Below are 23,474 nucleotides of genomic sequence, written 5' to 3' on the forward strand. Positions count from 1 at the left end.
ATCAGGTTTCGCAATCGATCCGGCGCGGTACCTATAACAAAACGGCCCGGTTTCCCGGGCCGTTTCCGAAGATTCGATCGTCAGGCTCTCAGATGAGCTTGGCGAAGGCGACGGCCGTGTCGGACATGCGGCTGGAGAAGCCCCACTCGTTGTCATACCAGGACAGGACGCGCACGAAGTTGCCTTCCATGACCTTGGTCTGATCGGTCGCGAAGATCGAGGAGTGGCTGTCGTGGTTGAAGTCGCGGGAGACCAGCGGCTCGTCGGTGTAGCCGAGGATGCCCTTCAGCGCGCCGTTGGAGGCGGCCTTGATGGCTTCGTTGATTTCGCCGGCCGTGGTCGCCTTCTTGGAGACGAACTTGAAGTCGACGACCGAAACGTTCGGGGTGGGAACGCGGATCGAGGTGCCGTCGAGCTTGCCCTTGAGATGCGGCAGGACGAGGCCGACGGCCTTGGCTGCGCCCGTCGAGGTCGGGATCATCGAGAGGGCGGCTGCGCGGGCGCGATACAGGTCCTTGTGCATCGTGTCGAGCGTCGGCTGGTCGCCGGTGTAGGAGTGGATGGTCGTCATGAAGCCGTGGTCGATGCCGACGGCGTCGTCGAGAACCTTGACGACCGGCACCAGGCAGTTGGTGGTGCAGGACGCGTTGGAGATGACCAGGTGCTCCTTGGTGAGCTGGTCATGGTTGACGCCGTAGACGACGGTCAGGTCAGCGCCGTCGGCAGGGGCCGAAACGATGACGCGCTTGGCGCCGGCCGTCAGATGGGCGGCGGCCTTGTCGCGGGCGGTGAAGATGCCCGTGCATTCCATGGCAATGTCGACGCCGAGTTCGCGGTGCGGAAGCGTTGCCGGATCCTTGATCGCCGTAACCTTGATCGGCTTGCCGTTGCCGACGGTGATCGTGTCACCTTCGACCTTCACGTTTGCCGGGAACTTGCCGTGGATCGAGTCGTAGCGCAGCAGGTGGGCGTTGGTCTCGACCGGGCCGAGGTCGTTGATGGCGACGACTTCGATGTCGGTGCGGCCGGATTCGACGATAGCGCGAAGGACGTTACGGCCGATGCGGCCGAAACCATTGATGGCAACCTTGACTGTCATGTGCATTCACTCCCGATAGAATAGAGCCCGATAGAGAGGCCTGGAATTGAGGAGATGGAGAGCGCCTCAAGGCGCCCTCTTTAAAGCTTTGCTTCCGCGGCCGCAACGACGGCGTCGGCGGTGATGCCGAAATGCTTGTAAACGTCCTTGACCGGGCCGGACGCGCCGAAGCTCTTCATGCCGATGAAAGTGCCTTCCGGTCCGATGAAGGCGTCCCAGCCCTCGCGGACGGCGGCTTCGACGGCGATCTTGACCGGCGAGTTGCCGAGAACATCCTTGCGATAGGCGTCCGGCTGCTCGAAGAACAGTTCGGTGCAGGGCACCGAGACGACGCGCACCGAAACACCCTTGGCTTCAAGAGCGGCGCGAGCGGCGACGGCGATTTCGACTTCCGAGCCGGAGGCGAAGATCGTCACCTTGGCGTCGGCATTGCCGGCGAGCGTATAGGCGCCCTGTTCGCAAAGGTTCTTTTCGCTGTATTCGGTGCGGGCCGGGCTGAGGTTCTGACGCGTCAGGGCAAGGCCCGACGGACGGTTGTGCGTCTTGATGGCGATCTGCCAGCATTCCGCCGTTTCCGTGGCGTCGGCCGGCCGGAAGACCAGCAGGTTCGGAATGGCGCGCAGGCCGGCGAGCTGCTCGACCGGCTGGTGCGTCGGGCCGTCTTCGCCGACGCCGATCGAGTCGTGCGTCAGGACGTGGATGACGCGGATGCCCATCAGTGCTGCGAGGCGGATCGGCGGGCGGCAATAATCCGAGAAGATCAGGAAGCCGCCGCTATAGGGAATGAGGCCGCCATGCAGCGCAATGCCGTTCATGGCGGACGCCATGCCGTGCTCGCGGATGCCCCAATGCACGTAACGGCCGGCGAAATCCGTCGGCGTGATCGAGTGCATCTGGCTGGTCTTGGTGTTGTTCGACGGTGTCAGGTCGGCGGAGCCGCCGAGGGTTTCCGGCACGAAGCCGTTGATGATTTCGAGTGCGTCCTCGGATGCCTTGCGGGTTGCAACCGTCGGCCTGGTCTCGGCGAGCTTCTTTTTATATGCGCTGATCGCGGCATCGAAACCTTCCGGCAGGTCGCCTGCCATACGGCGGGAGAATTCCGCTCTGGCCGGCGATCTGGACAGAGTTTCTTCCCATGCCTTGACGATATTGTCGGAACGGGTGCCGGCCGAACGCCATGCCTCGAGAATGTCGGAAGGGACGACGAAGGGCTCGTAATCCCAGTTCAGAGCCCTGCGGGTGGCGGCGATTTCATCGGCGCCGAGCGGGCTGCCGTGAACCTTGTGGCTGCCGGCCTTGTTCGGAGCGCCGAAGCCGATGACCGTCTTGCAGGCGATGAAGGTCGGGCGATCGGACTGGTGGGCGGCCTCGATCGCATCGGCGATGGCGGCCTGATCGTGACCGTCGATCTCGATGGTGTTCCAGTGGACGGCCTTGAAGCGGGCGATCTGGTCGGTCGAATCCGACAGCGAGACGGCGCCGTCGATGGTGATCGAGTTATTGTCCCAGAAGAGGATCAGCTTGTTCAGCTTCAGATGACCGGCAAGCGCGATCGCCTCATGGCTGATGCCTTCCATCAGGCAGCCGTCTCCATTGATGACGTAGGTATAGTGATCCTGCAGGTCCGCACCGAATTCCTCGCGCAGCTTGCGCTCGGCGATCGCCATGCCGACGGCGTTGGCGATGCCCTGGCCAAGCGGGCCAGTCGTGGTTTCGATGCCGGTCGCATGACCGTATTCCGGGTGGCCGGCGGTCTTGGAGCCGACCTGGCGGAACTGCTTCAGATCCTCGACCGTCATATCGGGATAGCCGGTCAAATAGAGCAGCGAGTAGAGGAGCATCGAGCCGTGGCCGGCAGAGAGCACGAAGCGGTCACGGTTCGGCCAGTGCGGCTTCTTCGGATCGAAGCGCAGATATTTGGTGAACAGGACCGTTGCCACGTCGGCCATGCCCATCGGCATGCCGGGGTGGCCGGAATTCGCCTTTTCAACGGCGTCCATGGCGAGGAAACGGATCGCATTCGCCATCCGGTCGTTTTGTTCGGGAGAGGTCATGGCTTTTCCGCAAGCTCCGAGTGTCGGGGGATGGCCTCGAGCCTCCAAGACCATCGAATGAAAGCGGCAGAGACATAGCAGTTAAGACGGGCGAGTCAATAAATGGCGGGCCGAATCCGGCGGGGTTGCGGCGATTTTTGACATTTGCTCGCGCGATTGTACAAATGACAAATCTTATGCGGCAGGCACCGATAAAACGCTCATCCACAAGATAGGCTAGCGGACGGGTATGGGGATTTATTGACGGGTCGTTGGCGAACTGCATATCCTTTTTGACATCACAGGATCGGTGCAGAGTGCCGATTCGCGGATCCTGCGCGGGAATCGGAAAGGCATGATGCCCACAGGCAAAACCATGGAAGCAGCGCTGAACGAGCTGAGGCAGGCGATTTCGAGCCTCGAAAACGCCGTCGACATGCGCATCGAGCGGCAGCGCGAGCAAGGGGAGATCGAGGGCGAAGTGCGGCGCGTGCACGCTGACCGCTCCCGGCTGGCGCAGGAGCTCGACCAGGCCGAATTCCGCGCCAATCGGCTGGAAGAGGTCAATCGCGAGGTATCGCGGCGGCTGGTGACGGCCATGGAAACGATCCGCGCGGTTCTGGATCGCTGATGAGAAAGAATATGACATGGCGCAGGTGACGGTAACGATCGACGGCAAGGCCTATCGCATGGCCTGCGAGGAAGGGCAGGAGGATCATCTGACCGATCTTGCCACCCGTTTCGATCGCTATGTCGGCCATCTCAAGGATCAGTTCGGTGAGATCGGCGATCTCAGGATCACCGTCATGGCCGGCATCATGATCATGGACGAGATCGCCGAACTGACGCGCCGCATCGCCGGGCTGGAATCCGAGCTGGAGTCGCTGCGCGGCAACCGCGACACGGTGCTTGCCGCGACCGCCCGCACCGAGGAAACGCTGGCGGCAGCGCTTGGCGAGGTGTCGAGCCGCATCCGCGGCATCACCGACAAGCTGAATGGCCGCTCCGCCCCCGAGCTCAATTGACCTCAATTAAATCGGCGCGGCCTGCTGTCGCCACTGGCGCGTCGATGCAAACGACCTTATATATCGCGATGCGGTCTGCGCCTCTCGACAGGAACCACAATCCCTGGGGCCATACTCGATCCAAAGGGAGCTGTCCCTGGCCAGGCCCGTGGGCCTGGACACACGGTGCCCACCTACGTTTGTAGGCGCCCAGGATCGTAAACATCCATCGGTGGTCGTGGATCGCACTTTCTCTCCATCGCCGGCAAAGGCAGCAGATCGATAGGCGAACGCGGCGCGCGTCCGCCTTTTTTCAGCAGGTGCGACTACTTCTTCGAGCCGGGAAGGGTGACCTGGAAGACCTGGAACATGGTGTCGACGTCGGTGCCGCCTTCCGCCTTGTAGGCTGCGCCCACCTGGAAACCATCCTGCGTCAGGAAGTCGTTGTCATTAATTGACCGGATAGGGGCCTTCGGCGAAAATTTCGTCGTGATAGCCTTTGGAGCCGACCTCGAGCGACAATCGGCTGCGCCATTCGCGATTCTCGCGCAGGCAATCGAGCACGAAGCGGAAATCATAGCGCGGCTGCCAGCCGAGTTCGCGCCGTGCGCGCTCGTTGACGTAGACGCGGTCGAGCGCCGGGAACATCTTCCAGCCGCGTTCGGCATAGAGGCCGCGGGCTCCCGGAAAGAGCCGCTCGACGACCGCAGGCGCGTCGCGCCTGATCTCGGCGAGATCGTCTGGTAAAAACGGCGTGGTGGCCGAGATGATGTAGCGACCGAAGCCAACGTGACGCACCCTTTCGAGGGCGAGCAGATGGGCGCCGACCACATCGGCGATATCGACGCGGCGATGGAGCAACTCGTTGGCCTGGGCATTTGCCGGCGAATAGGCGTTGCGAATGTCGGGGTCGTCGTCGCCTTCGGGAAAGAAACGCGACGTCCTCAGAATAACGACCGGCAATGCGAATTTGCGGGCGAAGAGTTCGCACAGACCTTCGGCAGCGAGCTTCGTCACGCCGTAAATGTTCCTCGCGACCGGAAGCACGTCCTCGGTGATCCATGCGGCCGGTTGGCCGGCGGCCGGCGTCAATGCTGCGCCGAAGGTGCTGGTGGTGCTGGTGAAGATGAAACTTGCAACGCGTGCGGCGGCCGCCTCTTCAAGCAGGTTCAGCGTGCCACCGATATTGGTGTCGACGAAATCCTGATTGCCGTGAGTGGCCACATGTGGCTTGTGCAGCGTGGCGGCATGGATGACGTGGCTGATGCCCGACATCGCCTGCCGGACGAAGGCGCGGTCGCCGATGGAGCCGACCGCGTCGGTGAAATCCGAAGGCTTGATGTCGACGCCGCGCGCCGATCGGCCTTGCGCCTTCAGGACGCGCATCAGCGCCTCGCCGAGGTGGCCGGTGCTTCCCGTCACCAGTATCGTCATTGCATTTTCTCCAGACCGTTTCCGCGGCGGAGGCTATTAAGACCGGCATTTTCGGACAACGCATAAATTATGCATGGGGGTGCAGGAAAGCTGCAGGCTCGGTGACGGTGGTGACGAGGCGACCGGCGCTGCCGTCGGAGAGCATGATCCGTTCCCAGGTGACGCGGCCGGCGGCAATCGGCAGGCGCGCATTGCCGTTGGCACCGGTATCGAATGTCAACGACATGAGCCTGCCCTCATGCCAGCCGCATGCCTCCAGCGATTGTTCGGCGGCGGCGATCTCGGCGGAGGCGTAGGGGAAAAGGGAGCGGCCGAGAAAGGCGCCGATCGGTGCACGCCATTCCGCCTGCCGCGGACGGGAGGCGGACAGCAGCCGGTGGGTGCTGTCGCAGATCAGATGCACAGGCCGGAGGCAGTCCTCGACCAGCCGTTTCAAGGCCGCATCGGCCGCGGCATGGTGCGGCGAGGCGAAAATCCGCTCCAGCTTGAAGGTCTGCTCCGATGAGAGGGCAAGTTGATCTCGCTCCCAGCGCGAGATGGTCGCCTGGTTGACGCCGAGGAGTTCGGCGAGGTGTTGCTGCTTCATGCTGCGCAGCAGCCGCATGCGGCGTATGCCGGCCCCCGATATCGTCATCTGTCCCGTCTCTTGTCTTTTGGTCAGCATGGGATTGCGGCCGGCCGGGAGGCAAGATGGGGTGCTCCGGTCATTGTTCCGGCTGGCCTTCGAGATCGCTTCTCAGCCGATCGAGGATCGACAGGGCATGACCGGCATAGGCGCTGATCCAGCGATCGTAGATCTGCTTGATCGGCAGGCTGTTCAGGTGGTTCCAGCGTTCGCGCCCTTCCTTCCTGGCGATGACCAGATCGGCTTCCTCCAGCACCTTCAGATGCTGCATCACCGTGCAGCGGTCCATGTCAGGAAACATCTCGCAAACGGTCCCTGTGGTGCGGGGGCCATCCTTGAGCCGATCGAGAATCTCGCGGCGGCGATGATGCGCCAGCGCCTTGAAAACAGGATCGTCGGTTGATTCGCTTGACATGTTATATTTTTATAACATAATGAGCCCAGACACAATGGAGAAGAGGAGCAATGCCATGTCTCTCGGAATCCGCATTTCCGGCCGCATCGGCCGTCCCGTCGCAGAGGTGTTCGACGCCGTCGTCAATCCGAAGAAGCTCAGCAGCTATTTCACCACGATCGGCGGGGCGAGCGCTCCGCTCGTTCAAGGCACGACCGTGACCTGGTGGAAGGATGCGCCGGTCGAGGTCGTCGAACTCGTGCCGGAAAGCCGCATCGTGCTTCGCTGGGACGGTGGTACCGGCGAGGACAAGACGACGTACAAGACGCTGGTGGAGATGAATTTCAAACCGCTGGAGGATGGCGGCACGCTGGTGACGATTGCCGAGAACGGCTGGCGCGAGGACGAAGCCGGCCGGCGCGGCACCTATCTCAATTGTGAAGGCTGGACGCAGATGCTTTGCTGCATGAAGGCCTTCGTCGAGTACGGCATCAACCTGCGCGAGGGCATGTTCCTGAGTGAGATGAAGGGTGAACCGGCCAGCGCGCCCGATGAGTGAGGGATGAGCCGGCGTCGGGCTCTTCGGTCCGACGCCATCTCGCCGCGGCGCAATCGTCGCAGGCGCGGATACGGCCGAGACTTCGCTTGCCTGTCACACTGCGGGTGCTAGTTTCCGGAGTCGATACTTCATTCGGTTTCCAGGAGATTCATATGCAGCTTGGCATGATTGGTTTGGGCCGCATGGGCAACTACATGGTCCAGCGCCTGATGCGGGGCGGTCACGAATGCGTCGTCTATGACGCCAGGCCCGAAAGCGTTGCCGAGCTCGCAGGCCTCGGCGCGATCGGAAGCGCGTCGCTCGAAGAATTCGTCTCGAAGCTGCAGCATCCCCGGGCGATCTGGCTGATGCTGCCGGCGGCGATCGTGGACAAGGTGCTTTCGAGCCTGGTGCCGCTGCTTCAGAACGGCGATATCGTCATCGACGGCGGCAATTCCTATTACCACGACGACATCCGCCGCGGCGCCGAGCTGATCACCAAAGGCATCCATTATGTCGATGTCGGCACCAGCGGCGGCGTCTTCGGCCTGGAGCGCGGCTATTGCCTGATGATCGGCGGCGAAAAGGGCACCGTCGCCCATCTTTCGCCGATCTTTGCAACACTCGCCCCCGGCGCCGGCACGACGGAAGCATCGCCGAACCGCACCGCCGAAGCGGCAGCGGTGAGCACCGCGGAACAGGGCTACCTGCATTGCGGCCCGCATGGCGCCGGCCATTTCGTCAAGATGGTCCATAACGGCATCGAATACGGCCTGATGGCTGCCTATGCCGAAGGCATCAACATCCTGAAACACGCCAATATCGGCGCCGCCTCGCATGAGGCCGATGCGGAAACCGCGCCGCTCGCCCATCCCGAACATTTCCAATACGATTTCAATCTGCAGGATGTCGCCGAAGTCTGGCGCCGCGGCAGCGTCATCACCTCGTGGCTGCTCGATCTGACCGCCGATGCGCTGCATGCCGATCCGGCACTTTCGAAGTTTGCCGGCCGTGTCTCGGACAGCGGCGAGGGCCGCTGGACGATCATGGCGGCAATCGACGAAAGCGTGCCGACGCCGGTGCTGAGTGCGGCTCTCTACGGCCGCTTCTCCTCGCGCGACAATGACGAATTCGCCAACAAGGTTCTGTCGGCGATGCGCGCCGGCTTCGGCGGCCACGTGGAAAAGCCGGCGCCGAAATCTTAAGGGCCGCAGCTGAATCCTGTTCTAAATTAACTGTTAGAGCATGACGTCGCTCGAAAACCGCTCACATTTTTCGGCGCCATGCCTAGCCATTGGTATGGTTTTCCTGCCGCTTGCTGGCGGCTGCGGTCACGAGTATCCATTGCGGAAAGGGAAATGTCGGGGGTGCTTCCATCAGAGCGGCCGACACTCCATTGGAAGGGCGGTCATGGGACGTGGCACGGCGGCGGGCTTGAAGGCCGCCATATTCGGCATCTTGGCATGCGTTGCGCTTTTCGCGGGGGCTTCACCCGGCTTGTCCCAAACGCCTGCGCAAGCGCCGGCTGCCAATACCCCACCGGCGCAGGTGCGTGAGATGATGCAGCTCATGCAGGCACCGGAGGTCAGGCAGTGGATGGCGACGCAGATGGCGGCACCCTCTGCGGCCGATTCGGCGACCCAGAACCAGATGTCGGTTCTCTCGGGCCTGCTGCAGCATGCCCGCCAGCATGTCTCGATGGTGTCCGACGCGGCGATGAGCTTGCCCTCGCAGCTCGGCAATGCGTCCTCGCTGTTCTTCGGCGAAGTCGCCGCCACCGGCTGGAGTCGAATGATCGCGCAATTTCTGGCGATCTTCCTGCTCGGGGCCATCGTCGAAAGCATGGCCCGCTATGCCTTCCGCCGTCGTCGGCGGCGCCTGGCTCAGATGGCGGGCATGCATCTGACGCCGCGCGTCGTGCCGGCTCTCATTTTTGCCGCAGCAACCATGCTCGCGCTTTTCAGCCTCAGTTGGCCGCCGCTTAGCCAGAGCGTGGCGATCCTCTGCGCTGTCGCGCTCATCGTCCAGCGTTTCACGATTTGCGTGGGTGGCGTCCTGGTCGATCTCATCGGGCTGGCGCGGGCCGAGGAAGAGCGGCAAGGCGTGACCGTGCCGACCATGCCGTCACGCGCAGTCGCGCTCTTCTGGTATCGCCGCTCTGCGATTTTCGTCATCTATTTCATGCTTGGCTGGGCGGCCATCCAGTCGATGGAGCCGCTCGGCTTTTCCCCGAGCGCCCGGCTCTTCGTCGGCTACATCCTTGGCATCGGGCTGCTGCTGATCGCGATCGAAGCTGTCTGGTCGCGGCCTCAGAAGGACGAGAAGCGCAGTCATGGGATGTCCTGGGCGCTCACCGTTTATTTCCTGTTGCTCTGGGGGCTGTGGGTCACCGGGTTCAATTGGCTGCTCTGGCTCGGCATCTATGTGCTGATGCTGCCGCGAGTGCTCGCCGTCTCGACGATTGCGGTGAAATCGCTGCAGCAGACCGAGGCAAGCTTCCTTGCCACGCGCCGCATTGCCGCCGTATTGCTCGACCGCGGCGTGCGGGCGCTGATTATCGGATTCGCGGCCATCTGGCTCGGCCAACTGCTCGGCGTCGGCGCCGACACGATGGCGGCCGGCGACAAAATGGTCGATAAGATCGCCCGCGGCGTCATCGGCGGAATCGTCATCCTGCTTGCTGCCGATCTGCTCTGGCACGTCGTCAAAGCCTATATCGACGGCAAGCTGCTCGGCTCGCCCTTGGACGGCGGCGCGACGGACGAGGAGAAGGCCAAACATGCACGGTTTCAGACGCTGCTGCCGATCTTCCGCAATATTCTTGCCGTGGTCATCGCCGTCATTGCGGTTCTCATGGTGCTCTCGGGCCTCGGCATCGAGATCGGGCCATTGATTGCCGGCGCCGGCGTCGTCGGCGTTGCGGTGGGTTTCGGCGCCCAGACGATCGTCAAGGACGTCATCAGCGGCATGTTCTATCTGTGGGACGATGCCTTCCGCGTCGGCGAATATATCGAAAGCGGCAGTCACAAAGGCGTCGTCGAGGCCTTCAGCCTGCGCTCGGTGAAGCTGCGGCATCATCGCGGGCCGCTGACGACGGTGCCGTTCGGTGAACTTGGCGCGGTGAAGAACCTGAACCGCGATTGGACGATCGACAAGATCAGCCTCAACGTCACCTACGACACCGATCTCGTCAAAGCGAAGAAGGTGATCAAGCAGATCGGCCAGACGTTGCTCGAAAACCCCGAATTCGGCCCGCACATCATCGAGACGCTGAAGATGAAGGGTGTCGAGCAGTTCGGCGAATTCGCGATCGAGATCCGCCTGTCGATGATGACGAAGCCTGGCGAACAGTTCGTTATCCGCCGCAATGCACTGGCGATGATCCGCAATGCTTTCAAGGAAAACGGCATCGAATTCGCCGTGCCGACGGTGCACGTGGCCGGCGATCGCGCAGTAGAAGTGGATGCCGCCGCGGCGCGCTATGCTGCGCATGCGGGGGCCGGCGGTGAGCCGTCCACCTGACGTCTCACATCGCCGCAGCGGCTGCGGTTAGCAGACCGCCGATAATGGCCATGTTGCTTTTCCAGCTGCTGATGGCGCTGTCGCGGGCAGTGCCTTCCATGTCCCAGAAATTCAGCAGCATCACGGAGGCGGCAAGCGTGAAGACGATGAGGCCGAACGCTGCCGCGGCGACGAAGAGACCCAGCATCATGAGGAGGCCGGCAGCAATTTGAAAGACGCTGCCGGACAGCAGCACCCATTTCGCAAAAGGTATGCCGCGGGCTTCGATGGCGTCGGTTATCGGCACGATGACGAAAAAATGATGGATACCGGCGGCAAGGAAAAAGCCGCCGAGCAGCAATCTGCCGAGGATGAGGATCAGGAAGGCCAGGTCATCCTGCATGTCTAATCCTTCGCTCGCGTCTCAAATCTTCGTCATCACCGCAAACTCTTCGCAAGCTTACGAAAATGCAATGTGGCAATACAGTTTGCCTGCTCACTTTCGCCCCATTTGAGGATGATTGAGGCGCAGGCGGCGGGGCTGGGGCAGCGGCGACATGGCCTCATGGAGCTTCTATGCCTGCCATGTTACGTCTTCGAAAAATGATTCCCGCCGAATTTGGAAATTGCGCAGGTACGAGATGTCGGGTCACGGCAATTTGGAAGAGATGGAAGCGACGGACGGGTTTTCTTTTCGCGCCCTTTTCAGACGGTACAGGACGCCACTGACGGCCGCCGCGACACTCGTTGTCTTCTGTCTCGTCGGTTATGCGATCATGCAGCTCACCAACGAGGTTCGCTATGATGATGTCGTCGGTGCGCTGGCGGCGACCAGGCCGAGCGCGATCCTGCTCGCGCTGCTCTTCACGGCCCTCAGTTTCCTCTCGCTGGTCTTCTATGACCTCAACGCCATCGAATATATCGGCAAGAAGCTGCCCTTTCCGCATGTGGCGCTGACGGCTTTCAGCGCCTATGCAGTCGGCAATACAGCCGGCTTCGGGGCGCTTTCGGGCGGTGCGATCCGCTATCGCGCCTATACGCGCCTCGGCCTCTCGCCGGAAGATATCGGCCGCATCATCGCCTTCGTCACGCTGTCCTTCGGTCTCGGGCTCGCGGCGGTCGCGTCGATCGCCCTCATTATCATCGCCAGCGAGATCGGGCCGCTGATCGGTGTCAGCGCGTTCCTTCTCCGGCTGATTGCCGGCTCGATCATCGCCATTCTCGGAGCTGTCATGATCATCGGCCGCGAAGGCCGCGTGCTCGACCTCGGTGCGGTGGCGATCCGCTTGCCGGATTCACGCACCTGGTCGCGCCAATTCCTGGTGACGGCCTTCGATATCGCCGCCTCGGCCTCGGTGCTCTATGTGCTCTTGCCGCAGACGGCGATCGGCTGGCCGGCCTTCCTGGCCGTCTATGCGATCGCCGTCGGTCTCGGCGTGCTCAGCCACGTTCCGGCCGGGCTCGGCGTGTTCGAGACCGTGATCATCGCCTCGCTCGGCAGCGCGGTGAATATCGACGCGGTGCTGGGATCGCTGGTGCTCTATCGGCTGATCTATCATGTATTGCCGCTGTTGATTGCCGTGCTCGCGGTCTCCGCGACGGAGCTGCGCCGTTTTGTCGATCACCCGGCCGCCTCCAGCGTCCGGCGCATCGGCGGACGGCTGATGCCGCAGCTGCTGTCGACCTTGGCCCTGCTGCTCGGTGTCATGCTGGTGTTTTCGAGCGTCACACCGACGCCGGATCAGAATCTGGAATTTCTGTCCAACTATCTGCCGCTGCCGATGGTCGAAGGCGCGCACTTCCTCTCCAGCCTTCTCGGGCTGGCGCTGGTGGTCGCCGCGCGCGGCCTTGGTCAGAGGCTCGACGGCGCCTGGTGGGTGGCGGTGTTCTCGGCCGTTGCGGCATTGACCTTGTCGCTCTTGAAGGCGATTGCGCTCGTCGAAGCCGCTTTTCTCGCCTTCCTCATCTTCGGGCTCTTCGTCAGTCGCCGGCTCTTTACCCGCCATGCGTCGCTGCTCAACCAGGCAATGACGGCATCCTGGCTGATGGCAATCGCCGTCATCGTCGTCGGCGCCGTCGTCATCCTGCTCTTCGTCTATCGCGATGTCGAATACAGCAACCAGCTCTGGTGGCAGTTCGAATTCACCGCCGAGGCGCCGCGGGGACTGCGTGCCCTGCTTGGCATCACCATCATCTCGTCGGCCATTGCCATTTTCAGCCTGCTCCGGCCGGCGGCCTTCCGGCCGGAGCCGGCGACGGAGGAGGCGCTGGCGCGTGCCGTCGACATCGTCAGGAAGCAGGGCAATGCCGACGCCAATCTGGTGCGGATGGGCGACAAGAGCATCATGTTTTCGGAGAAAAGCGACGCCTTCATCATGTACGGCCGGCAGGGCCGCTCATGGATCGCACTCTTCGATCCGGTCGGCGATCATCGTGCCGTGCAGGAACTCGTCTGGCGCTTCGTCGAGGCGGCGCGGGCGGCGGGCTGCCGCGCCGTTTTTTACCAGATCTCGCCGGCCTTGCTTTCCCATTGCGCCGATGCCGGCCTGCGTGCCTTCAAGCTCGGCGAACTGGCGGTGGCCGATCTCAGGACCTTCGAGATGAAGGGCGGCAAATGGGCAAATCTTCGGCAGACTGCGAGCCGGGCGCAGCGCGACGGGCTGGAGTTTGCCGTTATCGAACCGCAGGATGTGCCCGTGGTCATCGATGATCTCGCCGCGGTTTCCTCGGCCTGGCTCGAGCACCACAACGCCAAGGAAAAGGGCTTCTCGCTCGGCGCCTTCGATCCCGATTATGTCTCCTCTCAACCGGTCGGCATTCTGAAGAAGGACGGCAAGATCGTTGCCTTTGCCAATATCCTCGTCACCGAATCCCGGGAGGAGGGCACGATCGATCTCATGCGTTTCTCGCCGGATGCGCCGAAGGGCTCGATGGACTTTCTCTTCGTGCAGATCATGGAATATCTGCGCGGTCAGGGTTTCACCCACTTCAATCTCGGCATGGCGCCTCTCTCCGGCATGTCGAAACGCGAGGCGGCACCCGTCTGGGACCGCATCGGCAGCACCGTCTTCGAGCACGGTGAGCGCTTCTATAATTTCAAAGGCCTTCGGGCATTCAAATCCAAGTTTCATCCGCACTGGCAACCGCGCTATCTTGCGGTCTCCGGAGGGGGCAATCCGATGATCGCGTTGATGGACGCGACGTTTCTGATCGGGGGCGGATTGAAAGGGGTAGTGAGAAAATGATCAGGACAATCCTTCTTGCCACGGCATGCGCCTGCATGCTCGCGGCCGCACCGGCCGATGCCGCCGAGGAAACTACGCAGAGCTTCGAAAGCGGACTGATCCCCTCGCCACACATCTTCCTGCCGGAAGGGGAGGTGAAGGGCACGGTGATGCTGATCTCGGATGCTGCCGGCTGGGGCGATTACGAGAAGGCCGAGGCCGACAGGCTTGTCGCCGAAGGCGCCGTCGTCATCGGCGTCGACTTTCCTTCCTATATCCAGGCGCTCAGCCGTTACGATGTCAGCCTCAATGACGGCTGCCTCTACATGGTCTCGGATATCGAGTCGCTGAGCCAGCAGGTGCAGCGTGCGACCGGCAACAATGCCTACCATCTGCCGATCGTCGCCGGCATCGGCGAGGGCGGGGCCCTGGCGCTGGCGATCGCGGCGCAGACGCCGGACGCGACGATCAGTCAGACGCTCGCCGTCGATCCGAAGGCCGGCATTCCGCTGACCAAGGAGCTTTGCACGCCGGCGTCCAAGAAGGCCGTCGGCGAACGCATGGTCTACGGGCTGAGTGACGGCGCTCTGCCGGATCCCGTTATAACAGTGTTTACGCCCGACGCCGACAAGGACGGCCGGGCGCATGCCGAAGCGCTGAAGAAAGCCCATTCCGCGATCGAGATCCGCGATTCCACCGACGCCGCGCAGACGGTCTTTGCCGATACGCTTGATGATCTGGTCACCGCCTCCGGCGCCTTCGGCAATCCGCTCGGCCTGCCGCTGGCGATCCTCGATGCCACCCCCACCCTCGATACGATGGCGGTGATTTATTCCGGCGACGGCGGCTGGCGCGACATCGACAAGGAGGTGGGCGGCACCCTGCAGAAGGAAGGCATTCCTGTCGTCGGCGTCGATTCGCTTCATTATTTCTGGTCGGAGCGTAAGCCGGAGGAGACCGCCAGCGACCTTTCGAAGATCATCGATTTCTACCGCAAACAGTGGAAGGTGAAGCATGTGCTGCTCGTCGGTTATTCCTTCGGCGCCGACGTCGTGCCTGCGACCTACCAGTTGTTGAAGCCGGCCGAGAAGTCCGCGGTGGCGCAATTGTCGCTGCTGTCGCTCTCGCACGAAGTCGACTACGTCATCTCCGTTCTCGGCTGGCTCGGCCAGAAGACGGAAGGGGCGGGAGGCGACCCGGTCGCCGATTTGAAGAACGTCGATCCCAAACTCGTGCAATGCGTCTACGGCAAGGACGATGACGACGACGTCGCCTGTCCGGCGCTGAAGGACAGCGGCGCCGAGGTCATCGAGCTGCCCGGCGATCATCACTTCGATGAGAATTACGACCTTCTCACCAAGACGATCATCGACGGGCTGAAGCGGCGGCTGCAGAATTAACGTATCAGTTTTTCCTCGCTCCAGCCGAGTTCGGCGAGTTCCTTGCCGCGGAACCGTGCATCATCGGCGACGATGAATTCGTCGAGCTGCGGCGGGGCGACGCTGGTGCCGGCAAGCATGGCATGCACCTGGCCGCGATGGTGGGTCTGGTGCTGGAAGAGGTGAGCCAGCACATCCTCCATGCGCTCCTCCTGGATGCGGTCGCCGCGATGGAGTTTGACGATGGAGACGAGCTTTTCCGGAGTCAGAGCCTCGCAGAGCGCCGTCAGGCGCTGATCGACCGCCGCTTGCGCAGCGCCGAGCGAGGCTATGTCGTCGAATGGCTCTTCGACCTCGAAGGCCTGGTAGCCAAGCGTGCCACCTTCCAGGCCATCGACATAAAACCAGTCGACGGTGATGATGTGGTTCAAGGTTTCCTTGATCGACGGGAAGAAGCTCGTGCGCGGCGCTTCGAATTCGCCGGGCTTCAAGGTTGCGCAGGCGTGAAGCAGGCGGCGGTTGGCAAGGGCGTTGTTATAGGCAAGTTTGCGAAACGCCCGAACGGGATCGAAGGTCAGCATCGAGACATCTCCTCTTCGGCGTTGCGGCCATACGCATGACGTTACGACGTCAGTTCTTTTCGTCGAGATTGCCGTCGCGCCAGACGAGGTGACGGGGTGCTGTCGGCAGGTTCTCGATGTCATCAGCGATGAAATAGGGCGGGATGTCGAGCGCGGTCAGGGCCTCGCGCGTCGCCCGCACCCATTTGAACTCGAGATGGTTGTCGCCGTCTTCGACCCAATGGATGATTTCGTGCGACTGAAAGGGGAATTCGGTTGGGATCTCCATCAGATAATAGAGGCCGAGTTCATGCCAGTCGCGCTGCTCATAGTGGAAAAAATTCTCCACGACCCAGAGCAGGCGGGAGACGGTGACCTCGACGCCGAGTTCCTCCACCATCTCCCGTTTCAGTGTCTCCTCCGACGTCTCGCCGATTTCCGCCGTGCCACCGGGAAAAGTCCAGAAGGGCTCGTGCACGGCGCGATGGACGAGCACATGACCATCACGGAAGGCGAGGCCGGCGACGCGATGATTGAAACGCTCGACCCCTACGGTCAGACGGATGTGCGTGCGCTTGCTCATGGGATGACTATCCGAGATCGATGACGACGATTTCCGGCGGTACGCCGAAGCGGACCGGCGCGATGGAGCAGCCGAGGCCGCCGGACACGATGATATTACGCCCCTCCTCGATGATATGGCCATAGGCGTAGCGATTGCCGTAACGCGAGGGGACGATTGGCGACCGGCCGAGGAAACGGATCTGCCCGCCATGGGTGTGGCCGGACAGCGTCAGCGAGACGCGCTCGGGCACGCGCGGAAAGATATCGGGCTCATGGGCGAGCAGGATGACGGGCGCATCGTCGGTCACTTGTGCCATCGTTCCATCGAGGTCGTCGAGGCCGAGCATGCGCGTGCGGCCCCATTTCGTGCCGGGCAGCAGTGCCAGCTGGTCTTCGAGGCCCGCGAGCCAGAAGCCGCGGCCATCCTTTTCGAGCCGAACGGCGCGGTTGCCGTAGACCGGGATGCCGACGCCGGCAAGAGCCCGGTGCCCGAATGTTTCCATCCCGCCGTTCTCCTGGGCGGTTCTGTCCTCCCACCAGTCATGATTGCCCATGACAGCATGGACGCCGAGAGGGGCCTGCAGGGTGGCCAGCGCCTTCGACCATCGGCTCGAATGCACGTACTGCGTCACCATGTTCATGCCCGAGGCATAATCGCCGAGCAGCACGGTCACGTCGCCTTCGAGCTCGTTGGCCCTGTGGCAGATCGCGGTAATGCGGCTTTCCGACATCCAGGGCTCGCAGGCATGGATATCGGCGAGCGCGACGACGCGGAGCTTCAGCCCCGGTGTCCATCCCGGTGGCGTCAGTCGGTAACGGGCGATGCCGAGCCGCGCCAGCGGTTCATAGGCGAAGGCGTAACCACCAAGCGACATAACGCCTGCGATACCACCGCCGAGAACCTTGAAAAATCCGCGGCGGGTGATCACTCAGTTATCCTCCTGGAACAGCCGGAACTGCGCCGCCTCCATGTCCTTGGGCGGTTGCATTCCGAGATGTTTCCACGCGATTGCGGTCAGAACACGGCCGCGCGGCGTGCGCTGAATGAAACCTTGCTGGATCATGTAAGGCTCGATGATGTCCTCGATTGCGTCGCGCGGCTCGGAAAGGCCGGCGGCGATGGTTTCGATGCCGACCGGGCCGCCGCCGAAATTGACGGCGATCATGTTGAGGTAACGTTTGTCGAGCTGATCGAAGCCGACATTGTCGACAAGCAAGCGGGTCAGCGCCTCGTCGGCGATCTCGCGGGTGACGGCTTCCGCCCTTGCCACCTCGGCGAAGTCGCGCACGCGCCGCAGCAGCCGGCCGGCGATGCGCGGCGTGCCGCGGGCGCGTCTGGCGATCTCGCGGGCGCCTTCTTCGGTGATCGGCAGGTTCATCAGCCGCGCGCCGCGGCGCACGATCAGTTCCAGTTCCTCGACAGTATAGAAGCTCAGGCGCACCGGAATGCCGAAACGATCGCGCAGCGGCGTCGTCAACAGGCCGAGACGAGTGGTCGCCGCCACCAGCGTGAATTTCGACAGGTCGATCTTCACCGAGCGGGCGGCAGGGCCCTCGCCGATGATCAGGTCGAGCTGGAAGTCCTCCATGGCCGGATAGAGGATTTCCTCGACGGCGGGATTGAGACGATGGATTTCGTCGATGAAAAGTACGTCGCGCTCCTCGAGATTGGTGAGCAGTGCGGCGAGATCGCCGGCCTTGGCAATCACTGGGCCTGAGGTCGAACGGAAATTGACGCCGAGTTCCTTCGCCATGATCTGCGCCAGCGTCGTCTTGCCGAGACCGGGCGGACCGACGAAGAGCACGTGGTCCAGCGCCTCGCCGCGGTTCTTCGCCGCTTCGATGAAGATCTTGAGATTAGCGCGCGCCTCCGCCTGGCCGGTGAACTCGTCCAGCGATTGCGGGCGCAGCGTGACATCAAGGTCTTCGCCCCGCTTTTCCGGCGATATCAGGCGGGCGGGTTCGCTCATGAAAGAAGTTCCGTTCCAGGTATGGTTTTTGCAGCTTGGGCGTCAAATGTCTTGGTTGTCACGCAACCGGCGTCACGGTTGCGAAGAGCGATGAAGACATCCGCAAATTCGGCATTCGTCCGCACCATGATTCCGAGCGCCTCCTCGACCACTCTTTCATCTTCAAGGATCAGATCCGCTGAGTCCAACAAATCTGAAATCGCCTCCACGATCTGTTCTCTCTTCAGCTTGATCCGTTGCCGCAGGAACCACGTGCATTCCATCAGCGTGATGCAGTTAATATAGCCAGGTGCCGTATCGGAGAGGTTCTCGAACAGCGCTATGACTTTCTCTGTCTGGGCGGCATCATCCTTCAGGAGGAAGCGCAGCAGGATATTGGTGTCGAGGCCGATCATCCTGCTATATTCACATGAGCGGCGATGGCTTCTCCGATAGCCTCGTCCATTTCCTTTAAAGTGATCGTCCGCCGATTTGGATCGTGAAACTTGCCTGCAAGGTCAATGGCGCGCTTGTTCTTGGCTTTCATGATGATTTCGCCATCGCGATTGATGTAGCGGATCCTGTCACCGGACTTCAGATTCAGCAATTCACGAACTTCCGCCGGAATTGTTGTCTGGCCCTTCGACGTCATTGTACCGTAGTAGATATTCATCCGGATCTCCTTACCATTCAAGTTTAGTAAGGAATTGCGATATATTCAAGGAGGTCACCGCGGCCCCAGTTCCTTCAATCCCAACCTGATCAGCTTAGCGCTGTCTGCGCCTTCGCCGGCCGTCTTCATCGCCGCAGCAACGGCATTTGCCGCCTGGTCTCTGCTGTAGCCGAGGTTGGTCAGCGCGGAAACCGCGTCGGCCACGGGTGCGGCGGCGACGCCTTCGCCGAGTTCCTGCTTGAGGGCGATATTGATCGCTTCCCCGGCAAAGGCGGGAGCCCGGTTCTTGAGCTCGGTGACGAGGCGCATCGCCACTTTCGGGCCGACGCCCGGCGCGCGGGAAACGGCGGCGCGGTCCTGCAGGGCAATCGCATTGGCGAGTTCGCCCGGCGTCAAGGTCGAGAGCACGGCAAGCGCCACCTTGGCGCCGACCCCCTGAACGCTTTGGAGCAGGTTGAACCATTCCCGCTCCAATGCGGTCATGAAGCCGAAGAGCTTCAACTGGTCCTCACGCACATAGGTCTCGATGAACAGCACGCAGGCCTCGCCGGCCGAGCCGAGCTTGGACAGGGTGCGGGCGGGGCAGTAAGCGACGTAGCAGACGCCGTGCACATCGACGAGCACATAATCTTCGCCGATCTCATCTATGGTGCCTTTCAGCTTGCCGATCATGGGGCGTGGTCTCTCAAGGGTGCGTTTCGGGCGTGATAAGTTCAACGGAGGGGAAATAAGATCGGTATCCGCTGGGGTCGCGGGTCAAAATCTTGTAGCCCCTTATCGCCGCATGGGCGCCGATGAGGAAGTCGGGCAAGATCTGTTCGCGCCCTCCGCCGGCGCGACGGTAAAGCCGGAAGGCTTGAGCTGCGGCGAAGACAGCCGGCCAAGGCAGGTTCTCGCGGCGGAATTCATTCTGCGGAAGCAGTTGCTCGACTTCATCCATATCGTCGTAGCGAACGGAAAATTCGGAATAGATGATCGGATTTATGAGGACCGGGCCATCTCTGAAGACGTCGAGCATTTTTCGACGCGACCAACCGTGCCAGTCCGAACCGGCCACAGCCAGATCGACGAGTATGTTTGTATCGACAAGCGTTGCCATCAGCGATCACGGGTCATCGACATGAGGTCTTCGGCATTGATCGCCTGATCGCCGGTGCCTTCGAGACGGCGGATCGTCTGCAGGAAACGGTCGAGCCGGCCCCGATCCTCGATCTCCTGCTTGCCGTTCTTCGGCGAGAGAACCAGCTTGCCGTTCTCGATCGAGAAGATCACCTCGCTGTTGGCCTCGATGCCCGCAAGCTCTCTGAGATCGCGAGGAATGGTGACCTGGCCTTTGGACGTGACGCGCATCTTACTGCTCCTTCGAAGTAAGAATTATCCTTACTGTTGGAACAAGTCAAGAACGGATTACCCGGCCAGTGCTTGCCGCATCCGGTTGCTGCCGCGATTATGGGCATGGCAGATGGCGATCGCCAGGGCGTCGGCAGCATCGTCGCCCTTGAATTCGACTTTCGGCATCAGGATCTTCAACATCATGTGAATCTGATGTTTTTCGCCATGGCCAACGCCGATGACGGCCTTTTTGACGGCGTTCGGCGCATATTCGGAGACGTGCAGACCGGCGCGGGCCGGCACCAGCATGGCGATGCCGCGGGCCTGGCCGAGCTTCAGGGTTGCAACCGCGTCCTTGTTGACGAAGGTCTGTTCGACGGCGGCCTCATGCGGCTTGTAAGCGTGCACAACCTCTGCCAGGCCGTCATGCAGCTGGCAGAGGCGGGAGGCGAGGTCCATGTCTCCATCGGAGGTCACGGTTCCGGAGGCCACAAACCGCAGAGAATTGCCCAACGTGTCGATGATTCCCCAGCCGGTGCGGCGAAGTCCGGGATCGATGCCGACGATGCGAATCGTATTTTGCATGGTTCAACCTATAGCGACTGCGAAATAAGTGCCATCGATATGTGAACAAAACAAAAACCTTCCCGGATTTAAGCCGCTCCATTTACCGCGAATTAAAACAGATGCTTGAATTCTAGTGTCGAATACGAAGGGGGTCTCGTGTCGCAAAGAGATAAGCCCCCGATGTTCTGTTTGAAGACCGGTCGATCAGGCATGCGTTGCCTGCCCGCGCCGGCAGGCGCGTTCAGAAGGGGTTCGTCGTACATGGCTCGGAGATTTCAATCCCTGTCCTTCAAGGTCATTGCCACATTCATCCTGATGACCGTGCTGTCGATCGCGGTGATCGACGTGCTCGCCTATTTCGCCAGCAGCCGCATTTCCGACGAGCAGGCGCTGAAGGCCAAGGAGAGCGTGCTGATCTTCCGCGGCGACATGCTGCAGGACCAGCTGGCGCAGCTCGAGAACCAGGCCAATTCCATCGCCCGCATCGAGGCGCTGCAGATGTCGATCACCAGTCTGAAGAGCGGCTGGAAGACCATCGAGAAAACCTCTGGCGATGCCCGCGCCGAGCTGAAAAAAGTTTTTATCACGGCCAATCCCAACCCGGCCGATCAGCGCGAGAAGCTGATGAAGCCGGAAGGGCCGAGCGGTTTTTATTATTCGAATCATGAGAAGACGCAGAGCGAGGTCGCCCGCGACCTCGCGGATACCGCTTTCAGCGATCTGCTGATCGCCGATCTCGACGGTTCCGTCCTCTATTCCTACAAGAAGCTGGACGACTTCGCCGAGAATCTGACGACGGACGCCTGGAAGACGACCGGCGCCGGCATTGCTTTCGCCAAGGCGCTCGAGAATACCGCCAAGGCGACCGAAGATGCCGCGCCGACAGGCTTTTCCGGGCTCCGCGTCGATGCCGCCAGCGGCAGGTCGGCGATCTTCTATGCCGTGCCGATCGTCAAGCTCGGTGCCGCCAAGGGCATCATCCTGTTCAAGGTGCGTGACGACATCGTCGCCAGCATCCTTGCAAAGGGCATTGTTCAGGGCAGCACCGCGCGGGCGGCGATCGTCTCCGCCGATGGTTCCGCGATCGGTCTCGATGCCGGCGGCAAGCTTGCGACGCTCGATGCCACCCCCTTCACCTTCATCAAGGACGCGCTTGCCAGTTCGGCGATGACGGTGGCCGATTTCGACCGGGCGGATGGCTCCGCGCGCGCCTATGTTCGCGGCATCGATTATCGCGGCGACCGCTTCCTCGTGGTCGAAAGCGTGCTGCTCAGCGAACTCAATGCCGGCTCGATCGAGATCGCCACTTTGCTGACGATGATCGGCATCGGCGTGCTCGTCGTCATGGCGATCGCCACCGGGCTTGTCACCAATCTTCTGTTCTCGCCGCTTGCGCGGCTTGCCGGCGTCACCCGCGATGTCGCCGATGGCAAGCTCGACAGCGAGATCGGCAGCCTGAACCGCAAGGATGAGATCGGTACGATGGCGAATGCGCTCGCCCGCTTCCGGCAGTCGCTGATCGAAAGCCGCGAACTGGAAGCCGCCAGCGAAGAGACGCGCCTTCAGGCCGAGCAAGACCGCCAGCAGAACCTTGCCGAGCGCGAGGCCGAGGCGAAGTCGCTGCAGCAGGTGGTCGAGGCGATCGATGAGGGCCTGCATCATCTGGCGAGCGGCGATCTCGCCTATCAGATCGACACACGCTTCCCGAACGAGCTCGAAAGCCTGCGCATCAATTTCAACGAGGCGCTCGCGACGCTGAGCGAGACCATGACGGCAATCGGCGGCAACTCGATGGCGGTGCGCGCCGGCTCCGAGGAGATGCGCACCGGCGCCGACGAGCTTGCCGGGCGCACCGAGCGCCAGGCCGGCTCGATCACCGAGACGGCGAATGCGATCAGCGCCATCACCCAGTCCGTCCGCCGGCAGATCGAGCGGGCCGAACAGGCCGAGCGCATCGCCCGCGACGCCAAGAAGGAGACGACCGGCTCCGGCCAGATCATGCGCGAGACGATCGCAGCGATGGAGGCGATCCAGACCTCCTCACGCCAGATCAACACGATCATCTCCGTCATCGATGACATCGCCTTCCAGACCAATCTTCTGGCGCTCAATGCCGGTGTCGAGGCGGCGCGCGCCGGCGAATCCGGCAAGGGTTTTGCCGTCGTCGCAATGGAAGTGCGCGAGCTCGCCCAGCGCTCGTCGAGCGCGGCCAAGGAGATCTCCAGCCTGCTGCAGAAATCGACGCATGAGGTCGAAAGCGGCGTGTCGCTTGTGGAAAGGGCAGGGGTCGCGCTGACCGGCATCGGCGCACATGTCGAGGCGATCAACGGGCAGATCAACGAGATCATGGGTGCGACCCGCGAGGAGGCCAATACGCTGCGGGAGATCAACAGCGCCGTCGCCGAACTCGACGCGATGACGCAGCAGAATGCCTCGATGGTCGAGGAGACGACGGAAGCGATCCACCGGCTGGCGACGGAAGCCCTGGAAATGGATCGCCAGCTCGGCAATTTCACGCTGCCGCAGGGCGATCACAGGCCGAGCGCCGAGGTGCATGTGCTGCGCCGTCACCGCTAAGCCGTCGCTTTCAACCCGAAT

24 protein-coding genes and 1 other RNA gene are annotated in these 23,474 nt (G+C 62.0%); 9 read left to right on the forward strand and 16 right to left on the reverse strand.

From position 1 onward, the window contains the following. Window positions 1-88: 88 nt before the first annotated feature. Both gap and tkt read right to left on the reverse strand, forming a co-directional pair. Window positions 89-1,099, reverse strand: a complete 1,011-nt coding sequence (gene gap, locus MHI61_RS27105) for a type I glyceraldehyde-3-phosphate dehydrogenase (protein ID WP_239791249.1) — start codon at window positions 1,097-1,099, stop codon at window positions 89-91. A gap of 80 nt (window positions 1,100-1,179) precedes the next feature. Beyond that, window positions 1,180-3,153 carry a transketolase gene (gene tkt, locus MHI61_RS27110; RefSeq protein WP_096769884.1) on the reverse strand — a complete coding sequence of 658 codons (1,974 nt, stop codon included), beginning with the start codon at window positions 3,151-3,153 and terminating at the stop codon, window positions 1,180-1,182. A gap of 334 nt (window positions 3,154-3,487) precedes the next feature. On the opposite strand from tkt, the gene MHI61_RS27115 reads away from it, so the two are divergent. The 3 genes from MHI61_RS27115 (at window position 3,488) to ssrS (ending at window position 4,385) form a co-directional block, all read left to right on the forward strand. Further along, window positions 3,488-3,763 (forward strand): DUF4164 domain-containing protein, encoded by a 276-nt coding sequence (locus MHI61_RS27115; protein ID WP_009994078.1) that lies wholly within the window; start codon window positions 3,488-3,490, stop codon window positions 3,761-3,763. Between the two features lie 16 nt (window positions 3,764-3,779). Next, window positions 3,780-4,157 (forward strand): cell division protein ZapA, encoded by a 378-nt coding sequence (locus tag MHI61_RS27120; RefSeq protein ID WP_239791250.1) that lies wholly within the window; start codon window positions 3,780-3,782, stop codon window positions 4,155-4,157. 69 nt (window positions 4,158-4,226) lie between these two features. After that, window positions 4,227-4,385: non-coding RNA, 6S RNA (ssrS, locus tag MHI61_RS27125), on the forward strand. A 201-nt stretch (window positions 4,386-4,586) separates the two neighbouring features. On the opposite strand, the gene MHI61_RS27130 is transcribed toward ssrS, so the two are convergent. The 3 genes from MHI61_RS27130 to MHI61_RS27140 all read right to left on the reverse strand — a co-directional run bounded on the left by MHI61_RS27130 (window position 4,587) and on the right by MHI61_RS27140 (window position 6,610). Then, entirely contained in the window at window positions 4,587-5,570 is a 984-nt protein-coding gene (locus MHI61_RS27130; RefSeq protein ID WP_239791251.1) for an NAD(P)-dependent oxidoreductase, read from the reverse strand. 67 nt (window positions 5,571-5,637) lie between these two features. Next, window positions 5,638-6,204: a helix-turn-helix transcriptional regulator gene (locus MHI61_RS27135; protein WP_239791252.1), complete on the reverse strand. Its 567-nt coding sequence runs from the start codon at window positions 6,202-6,204 to the stop codon at window positions 5,638-5,640. Between the two features lie 70 nt (window positions 6,205-6,274). Further along, entirely contained in the window at window positions 6,275-6,610 is a 336-nt protein-coding gene (locus tag MHI61_RS27140; RefSeq protein WP_239791253.1) for a helix-turn-helix domain-containing protein, read from the reverse strand. 55 nt (window positions 6,611-6,665) lie between these two features. On the opposite strand from MHI61_RS27140, the gene MHI61_RS27145 reads away from it, so the two are divergent. From MHI61_RS27145 to MHI61_RS27155, 3 genes are all read left to right on the forward strand, one after another. Continuing rightward, window positions 6,666-7,148 carry an SRPBCC domain-containing protein gene (locus MHI61_RS27145; protein WP_097604004.1) on the forward strand — a complete coding sequence of 161 codons (483 nt, stop codon included), beginning with the start codon at window positions 6,666-6,668 and terminating at the stop codon, window positions 7,146-7,148. Between the two features lie 152 nt (window positions 7,149-7,300). Next, window positions 7,301-8,332 carry a phosphogluconate dehydrogenase (NAD(+)-dependent, decarboxylating) gene (gene gnd, locus MHI61_RS27150; RefSeq protein WP_239791254.1) on the forward strand — a complete coding sequence of 344 codons (1,032 nt, stop codon included), beginning with the start codon at window positions 7,301-7,303 and terminating at the stop codon, window positions 8,330-8,332. A 205-nt stretch (window positions 8,333-8,537) separates the two neighbouring features. Then, a complete protein-coding gene (locus MHI61_RS27155) occupies window positions 8,538-10,649 on the forward strand; it encodes a mechanosensitive ion channel family protein (protein WP_239791255.1) in 2,112 nt (703 codons plus the stop codon). A gap of 4 nt (window positions 10,650-10,653) precedes the next feature. On the opposite strand, the gene MHI61_RS27160 is transcribed toward MHI61_RS27155, so the two are convergent. Beyond that, window positions 10,654-11,031 carry a DoxX family protein gene (locus MHI61_RS27160; protein WP_222139343.1) on the reverse strand — a complete coding sequence of 126 codons (378 nt, stop codon included), beginning with the start codon at window positions 11,029-11,031 and terminating at the stop codon, window positions 10,654-10,656. Window positions 11,032-11,269: 238 nt separating this feature from the next. On the opposite strand from MHI61_RS27160, the gene mprF reads away from it, so the two are divergent. Next, on the forward strand, window positions 11,270-13,873 hold the full coding sequence (gene mprF / locus MHI61_RS27165) for a bifunctional lysylphosphatidylglycerol flippase/synthetase MprF (RefSeq protein WP_239791256.1): 2,604 nt from the start codon (window positions 11,270-11,272) through the stop codon (window positions 13,871-13,873). Next, window positions 13,870-15,252, forward strand: coding sequence for an AcvB/VirJ family lysyl-phosphatidylglycerol hydrolase (locus MHI61_RS27170; protein ID WP_239791257.1), 1,383 nt, complete (start codon window positions 13,870-13,872; stop codon window positions 15,250-15,252). The genes mprF and MHI61_RS27170 overlap by 4 nt, the downstream gene beginning before the upstream one ends. Here the strand turns inward: MHI61_RS27170 and MHI61_RS27175 are convergent. Genes MHI61_RS27175 through ruvC form a run of 10 tightly spaced genes read right to left on the reverse strand, consistent with a single transcriptional unit; the run spans window position 15,249 to window position 20,894 of the window. Continuing rightward, window positions 15,249-15,812: a DinB family protein gene (locus tag MHI61_RS27175; protein WP_239791258.1), complete on the reverse strand. Its 564-nt coding sequence runs from the start codon at window positions 15,810-15,812 to the stop codon at window positions 15,249-15,251. The two genes, MHI61_RS27170 and MHI61_RS27175, sit on opposite strands and share 4 nt — an antisense overlap. 49 nt (window positions 15,813-15,861) lie before the next feature. Beyond that, a complete protein-coding gene (locus MHI61_RS27180) occupies window positions 15,862-16,374 on the reverse strand; it encodes an NUDIX hydrolase (protein WP_239791259.1) in 513 nt (170 codons plus the stop codon). A 7-nt stretch (window positions 16,375-16,381) separates the two neighbouring features. Continuing rightward, complete coding sequence (locus tag MHI61_RS27185) at window positions 16,382-17,284, reverse strand: metallophosphoesterase (RefSeq protein ID WP_239791260.1); 903 nt, start codon at window positions 17,282-17,284, stop codon at window positions 16,382-16,384. Continuing rightward, a complete protein-coding gene (ruvB, locus tag MHI61_RS27190; protein ID WP_064683337.1) occupies window positions 17,285-18,325 on the reverse strand; it encodes a Holliday junction branch migration DNA helicase RuvB in 1,041 nt (346 codons plus the stop codon). Then, the gene (locus MHI61_RS27195; RefSeq protein WP_239791261.1) at window positions 18,322-18,720 is read right to left on the reverse strand and encodes a type II toxin-antitoxin system VapC family toxin; all 399 of its coding nucleotides are present in this window, start codon (window positions 18,718-18,720) and stop codon (window positions 18,322-18,324) included. Before MHI61_RS27195 ends, ruvB begins: the two co-directional genes overlap by 4 nt. Then, window positions 18,717-18,977: a type II toxin-antitoxin system PrlF family antitoxin gene (locus tag MHI61_RS27200; protein WP_097604013.1), complete on the reverse strand. Its 261-nt coding sequence runs from the start codon at window positions 18,975-18,977 to the stop codon at window positions 18,717-18,719. The genes MHI61_RS27195 and MHI61_RS27200 overlap by 4 nt, the downstream gene beginning before the upstream one ends. 54 nt (window positions 18,978-19,031) lie before the next feature. Next, complete coding sequence (gene ruvA, locus MHI61_RS27205; protein ID WP_239791262.1) at window positions 19,032-19,649, reverse strand: Holliday junction branch migration protein RuvA; 618 nt, start codon at window positions 19,647-19,649, stop codon at window positions 19,032-19,034. Window positions 19,650-19,662: 13 nt separating this feature from the next. Continuing rightward, a complete protein-coding gene (locus MHI61_RS27210; RefSeq protein WP_239791263.1) occupies window positions 19,663-20,076 on the reverse strand; it encodes a type II toxin-antitoxin system VapC family toxin in 414 nt (137 codons plus the stop codon). Then, the gene (locus tag MHI61_RS27215; protein ID WP_116274670.1) at window positions 20,076-20,327 is read right to left on the reverse strand and encodes an AbrB/MazE/SpoVT family DNA-binding domain-containing protein; all 252 of its coding nucleotides are present in this window, start codon (window positions 20,325-20,327) and stop codon (window positions 20,076-20,078) included. The genes MHI61_RS27210 and MHI61_RS27215 overlap by 1 nt, the downstream gene beginning before the upstream one ends. A gap of 57 nt (window positions 20,328-20,384) precedes the next feature. After that, window positions 20,385-20,894, reverse strand: a complete 510-nt coding sequence (gene ruvC / locus MHI61_RS27220) for a crossover junction endodeoxyribonuclease RuvC (RefSeq protein ID WP_239791264.1) — start codon at window positions 20,892-20,894, stop codon at window positions 20,385-20,387. 243 nt (window positions 20,895-21,137) lie between these two features. On the opposite strand from ruvC, the gene MHI61_RS27225 reads away from it, so the two are divergent. Then, window positions 21,138-23,453, forward strand: a complete 2,316-nt coding sequence (locus MHI61_RS27225; RefSeq protein WP_239791265.1) for a methyl-accepting chemotaxis protein — start codon at window positions 21,138-21,140, stop codon at window positions 23,451-23,453. Window positions 23,454-23,474 lie beyond the last annotated feature (21 nt).

The organism is Rhizobium sp. K102 (assembly GCF_022385315.1).
In the GTDB taxonomy this organism is placed as follows: domain Bacteria; phylum Pseudomonadota; class Alphaproteobacteria; order Rhizobiales; family Rhizobiaceae; genus Rhizobium; species Rhizobium croatiense.

Coding starts and splice junctions, on each gene's coding strand:
- MHI61_RS27180 (WP_239791259.1), bottom strand. CDS start 16,374: ATGAGCAAGCGCACGCACATCCGTCTGACCGTAGGGGTCGAGCGTTTC.
- MHI61_RS27135 (WP_239791252.1), bottom strand. CDS start 6,204: ATGACGATATCGGGGGCCGGCATACGCCGCATGCGGCTGCTGCGCAGC.
- MHI61_RS27160 (WP_222139343.1), bottom strand. CDS start 11,031: ATGCAGGATGACCTGGCCTTCCTGATCCTCATCCTCGGCAGATTGCTG.
- MHI61_RS27210 (WP_239791263.1), bottom strand. CDS start 20,076: ATGGCAACGCTTGTCGATACAAACATACTCGTCGATCTGGCTGTGGCC.
- MHI61_RS27215 (WP_116274670.1), bottom strand. CDS start 20,327: ATGCGCGTCACGTCCAAAGGCCAGGTCACCATTCCTCGCGATCTCAGA.
- gnd (WP_239791254.1), top strand. CDS start 7,301: ATGCAGCTTGGCATGATTGGTTTGGGCCGCATGGGCAACTACATGGTC.
- MHI61_RS27140 (WP_239791253.1), bottom strand. CDS start 6,610: ATGTCAAGCGAATCAACCGACGATCCTGTTTTCAAGGCGCTGGCGCAT.
- MHI61_RS27155 (WP_239791255.1), top strand. CDS start 8,538: ATGGGACGTGGCACGGCGGCGGGCTTGAAGGCCGCCATATTCGGCATC.
- MHI61_RS27225 (WP_239791265.1), top strand. CDS start 21,138: ATGGCTCGGAGATTTCAATCCCTGTCCTTCAAGGTCATTGCCACATTC.
- tkt (WP_096769884.1), bottom strand. CDS start 3,153: ATGACCTCTCCCGAACAAAACGACCGGATGGCGAATGCGATCCGTTTC.
- gap (WP_239791249.1), bottom strand. CDS start 1,099: ATGACAGTCAAGGTTGCCATCAATGGTTTCGGCCGCATCGGCCGTAAC.
- MHI61_RS27130 (WP_239791251.1), bottom strand. CDS start 5,570: ATGACGATACTGGTGACGGGAAGCACCGGCCACCTCGGCGAGGCGCTG.
- MHI61_RS27195 (WP_239791261.1), bottom strand. CDS start 18,720: ATGATCGGCCTCGACACCAATATCCTGCTGCGCTTCCTCCTGAAGGAT.
- MHI61_RS27120 (WP_239791250.1), top strand. CDS start 3,780: ATGGCGCAGGTGACGGTAACGATCGACGGCAAGGCCTATCGCATGGCC.
- MHI61_RS27115 (WP_009994078.1), top strand. CDS start 3,488: ATGATGCCCACAGGCAAAACCATGGAAGCAGCGCTGAACGAGCTGAGG.
- MHI61_RS27200 (WP_097604013.1), bottom strand. CDS start 18,977: ATGAATATCTACTACGGTACAATGACGTCGAAGGGCCAGACAACAATT.
- mprF (WP_239791256.1), top strand. CDS start 11,270: ATGTCGGGTCACGGCAATTTGGAAGAGATGGAAGCGACGGACGGGTTT.
- MHI61_RS27175 (WP_239791258.1), bottom strand. CDS start 15,812: ATGCTGACCTTCGATCCCGTTCGGGCGTTTCGCAAACTTGCCTATAAC.
- ruvB (WP_064683337.1), bottom strand. CDS start 18,325: ATGAGCGAACCCGCCCGCCTGATATCGCCGGAAAAGCGGGGCGAAGAC.
- ruvA (WP_239791262.1), bottom strand. CDS start 19,649: ATGATCGGCAAGCTGAAAGGCACCATAGATGAGATCGGCGAAGATTAT.
- MHI61_RS27170 (WP_239791257.1), top strand. CDS start 13,870: ATGATCAGGACAATCCTTCTTGCCACGGCATGCGCCTGCATGCTCGCG.
- ruvC (WP_239791264.1), bottom strand. CDS start 20,894: ATGCAAAATACGATTCGCATCGTCGGCATCGATCCCGGACTTCGCCGC.
- MHI61_RS27145 (WP_097604004.1), top strand. CDS start 6,666: ATGTCTCTCGGAATCCGCATTTCCGGCCGCATCGGCCGTCCCGTCGCA.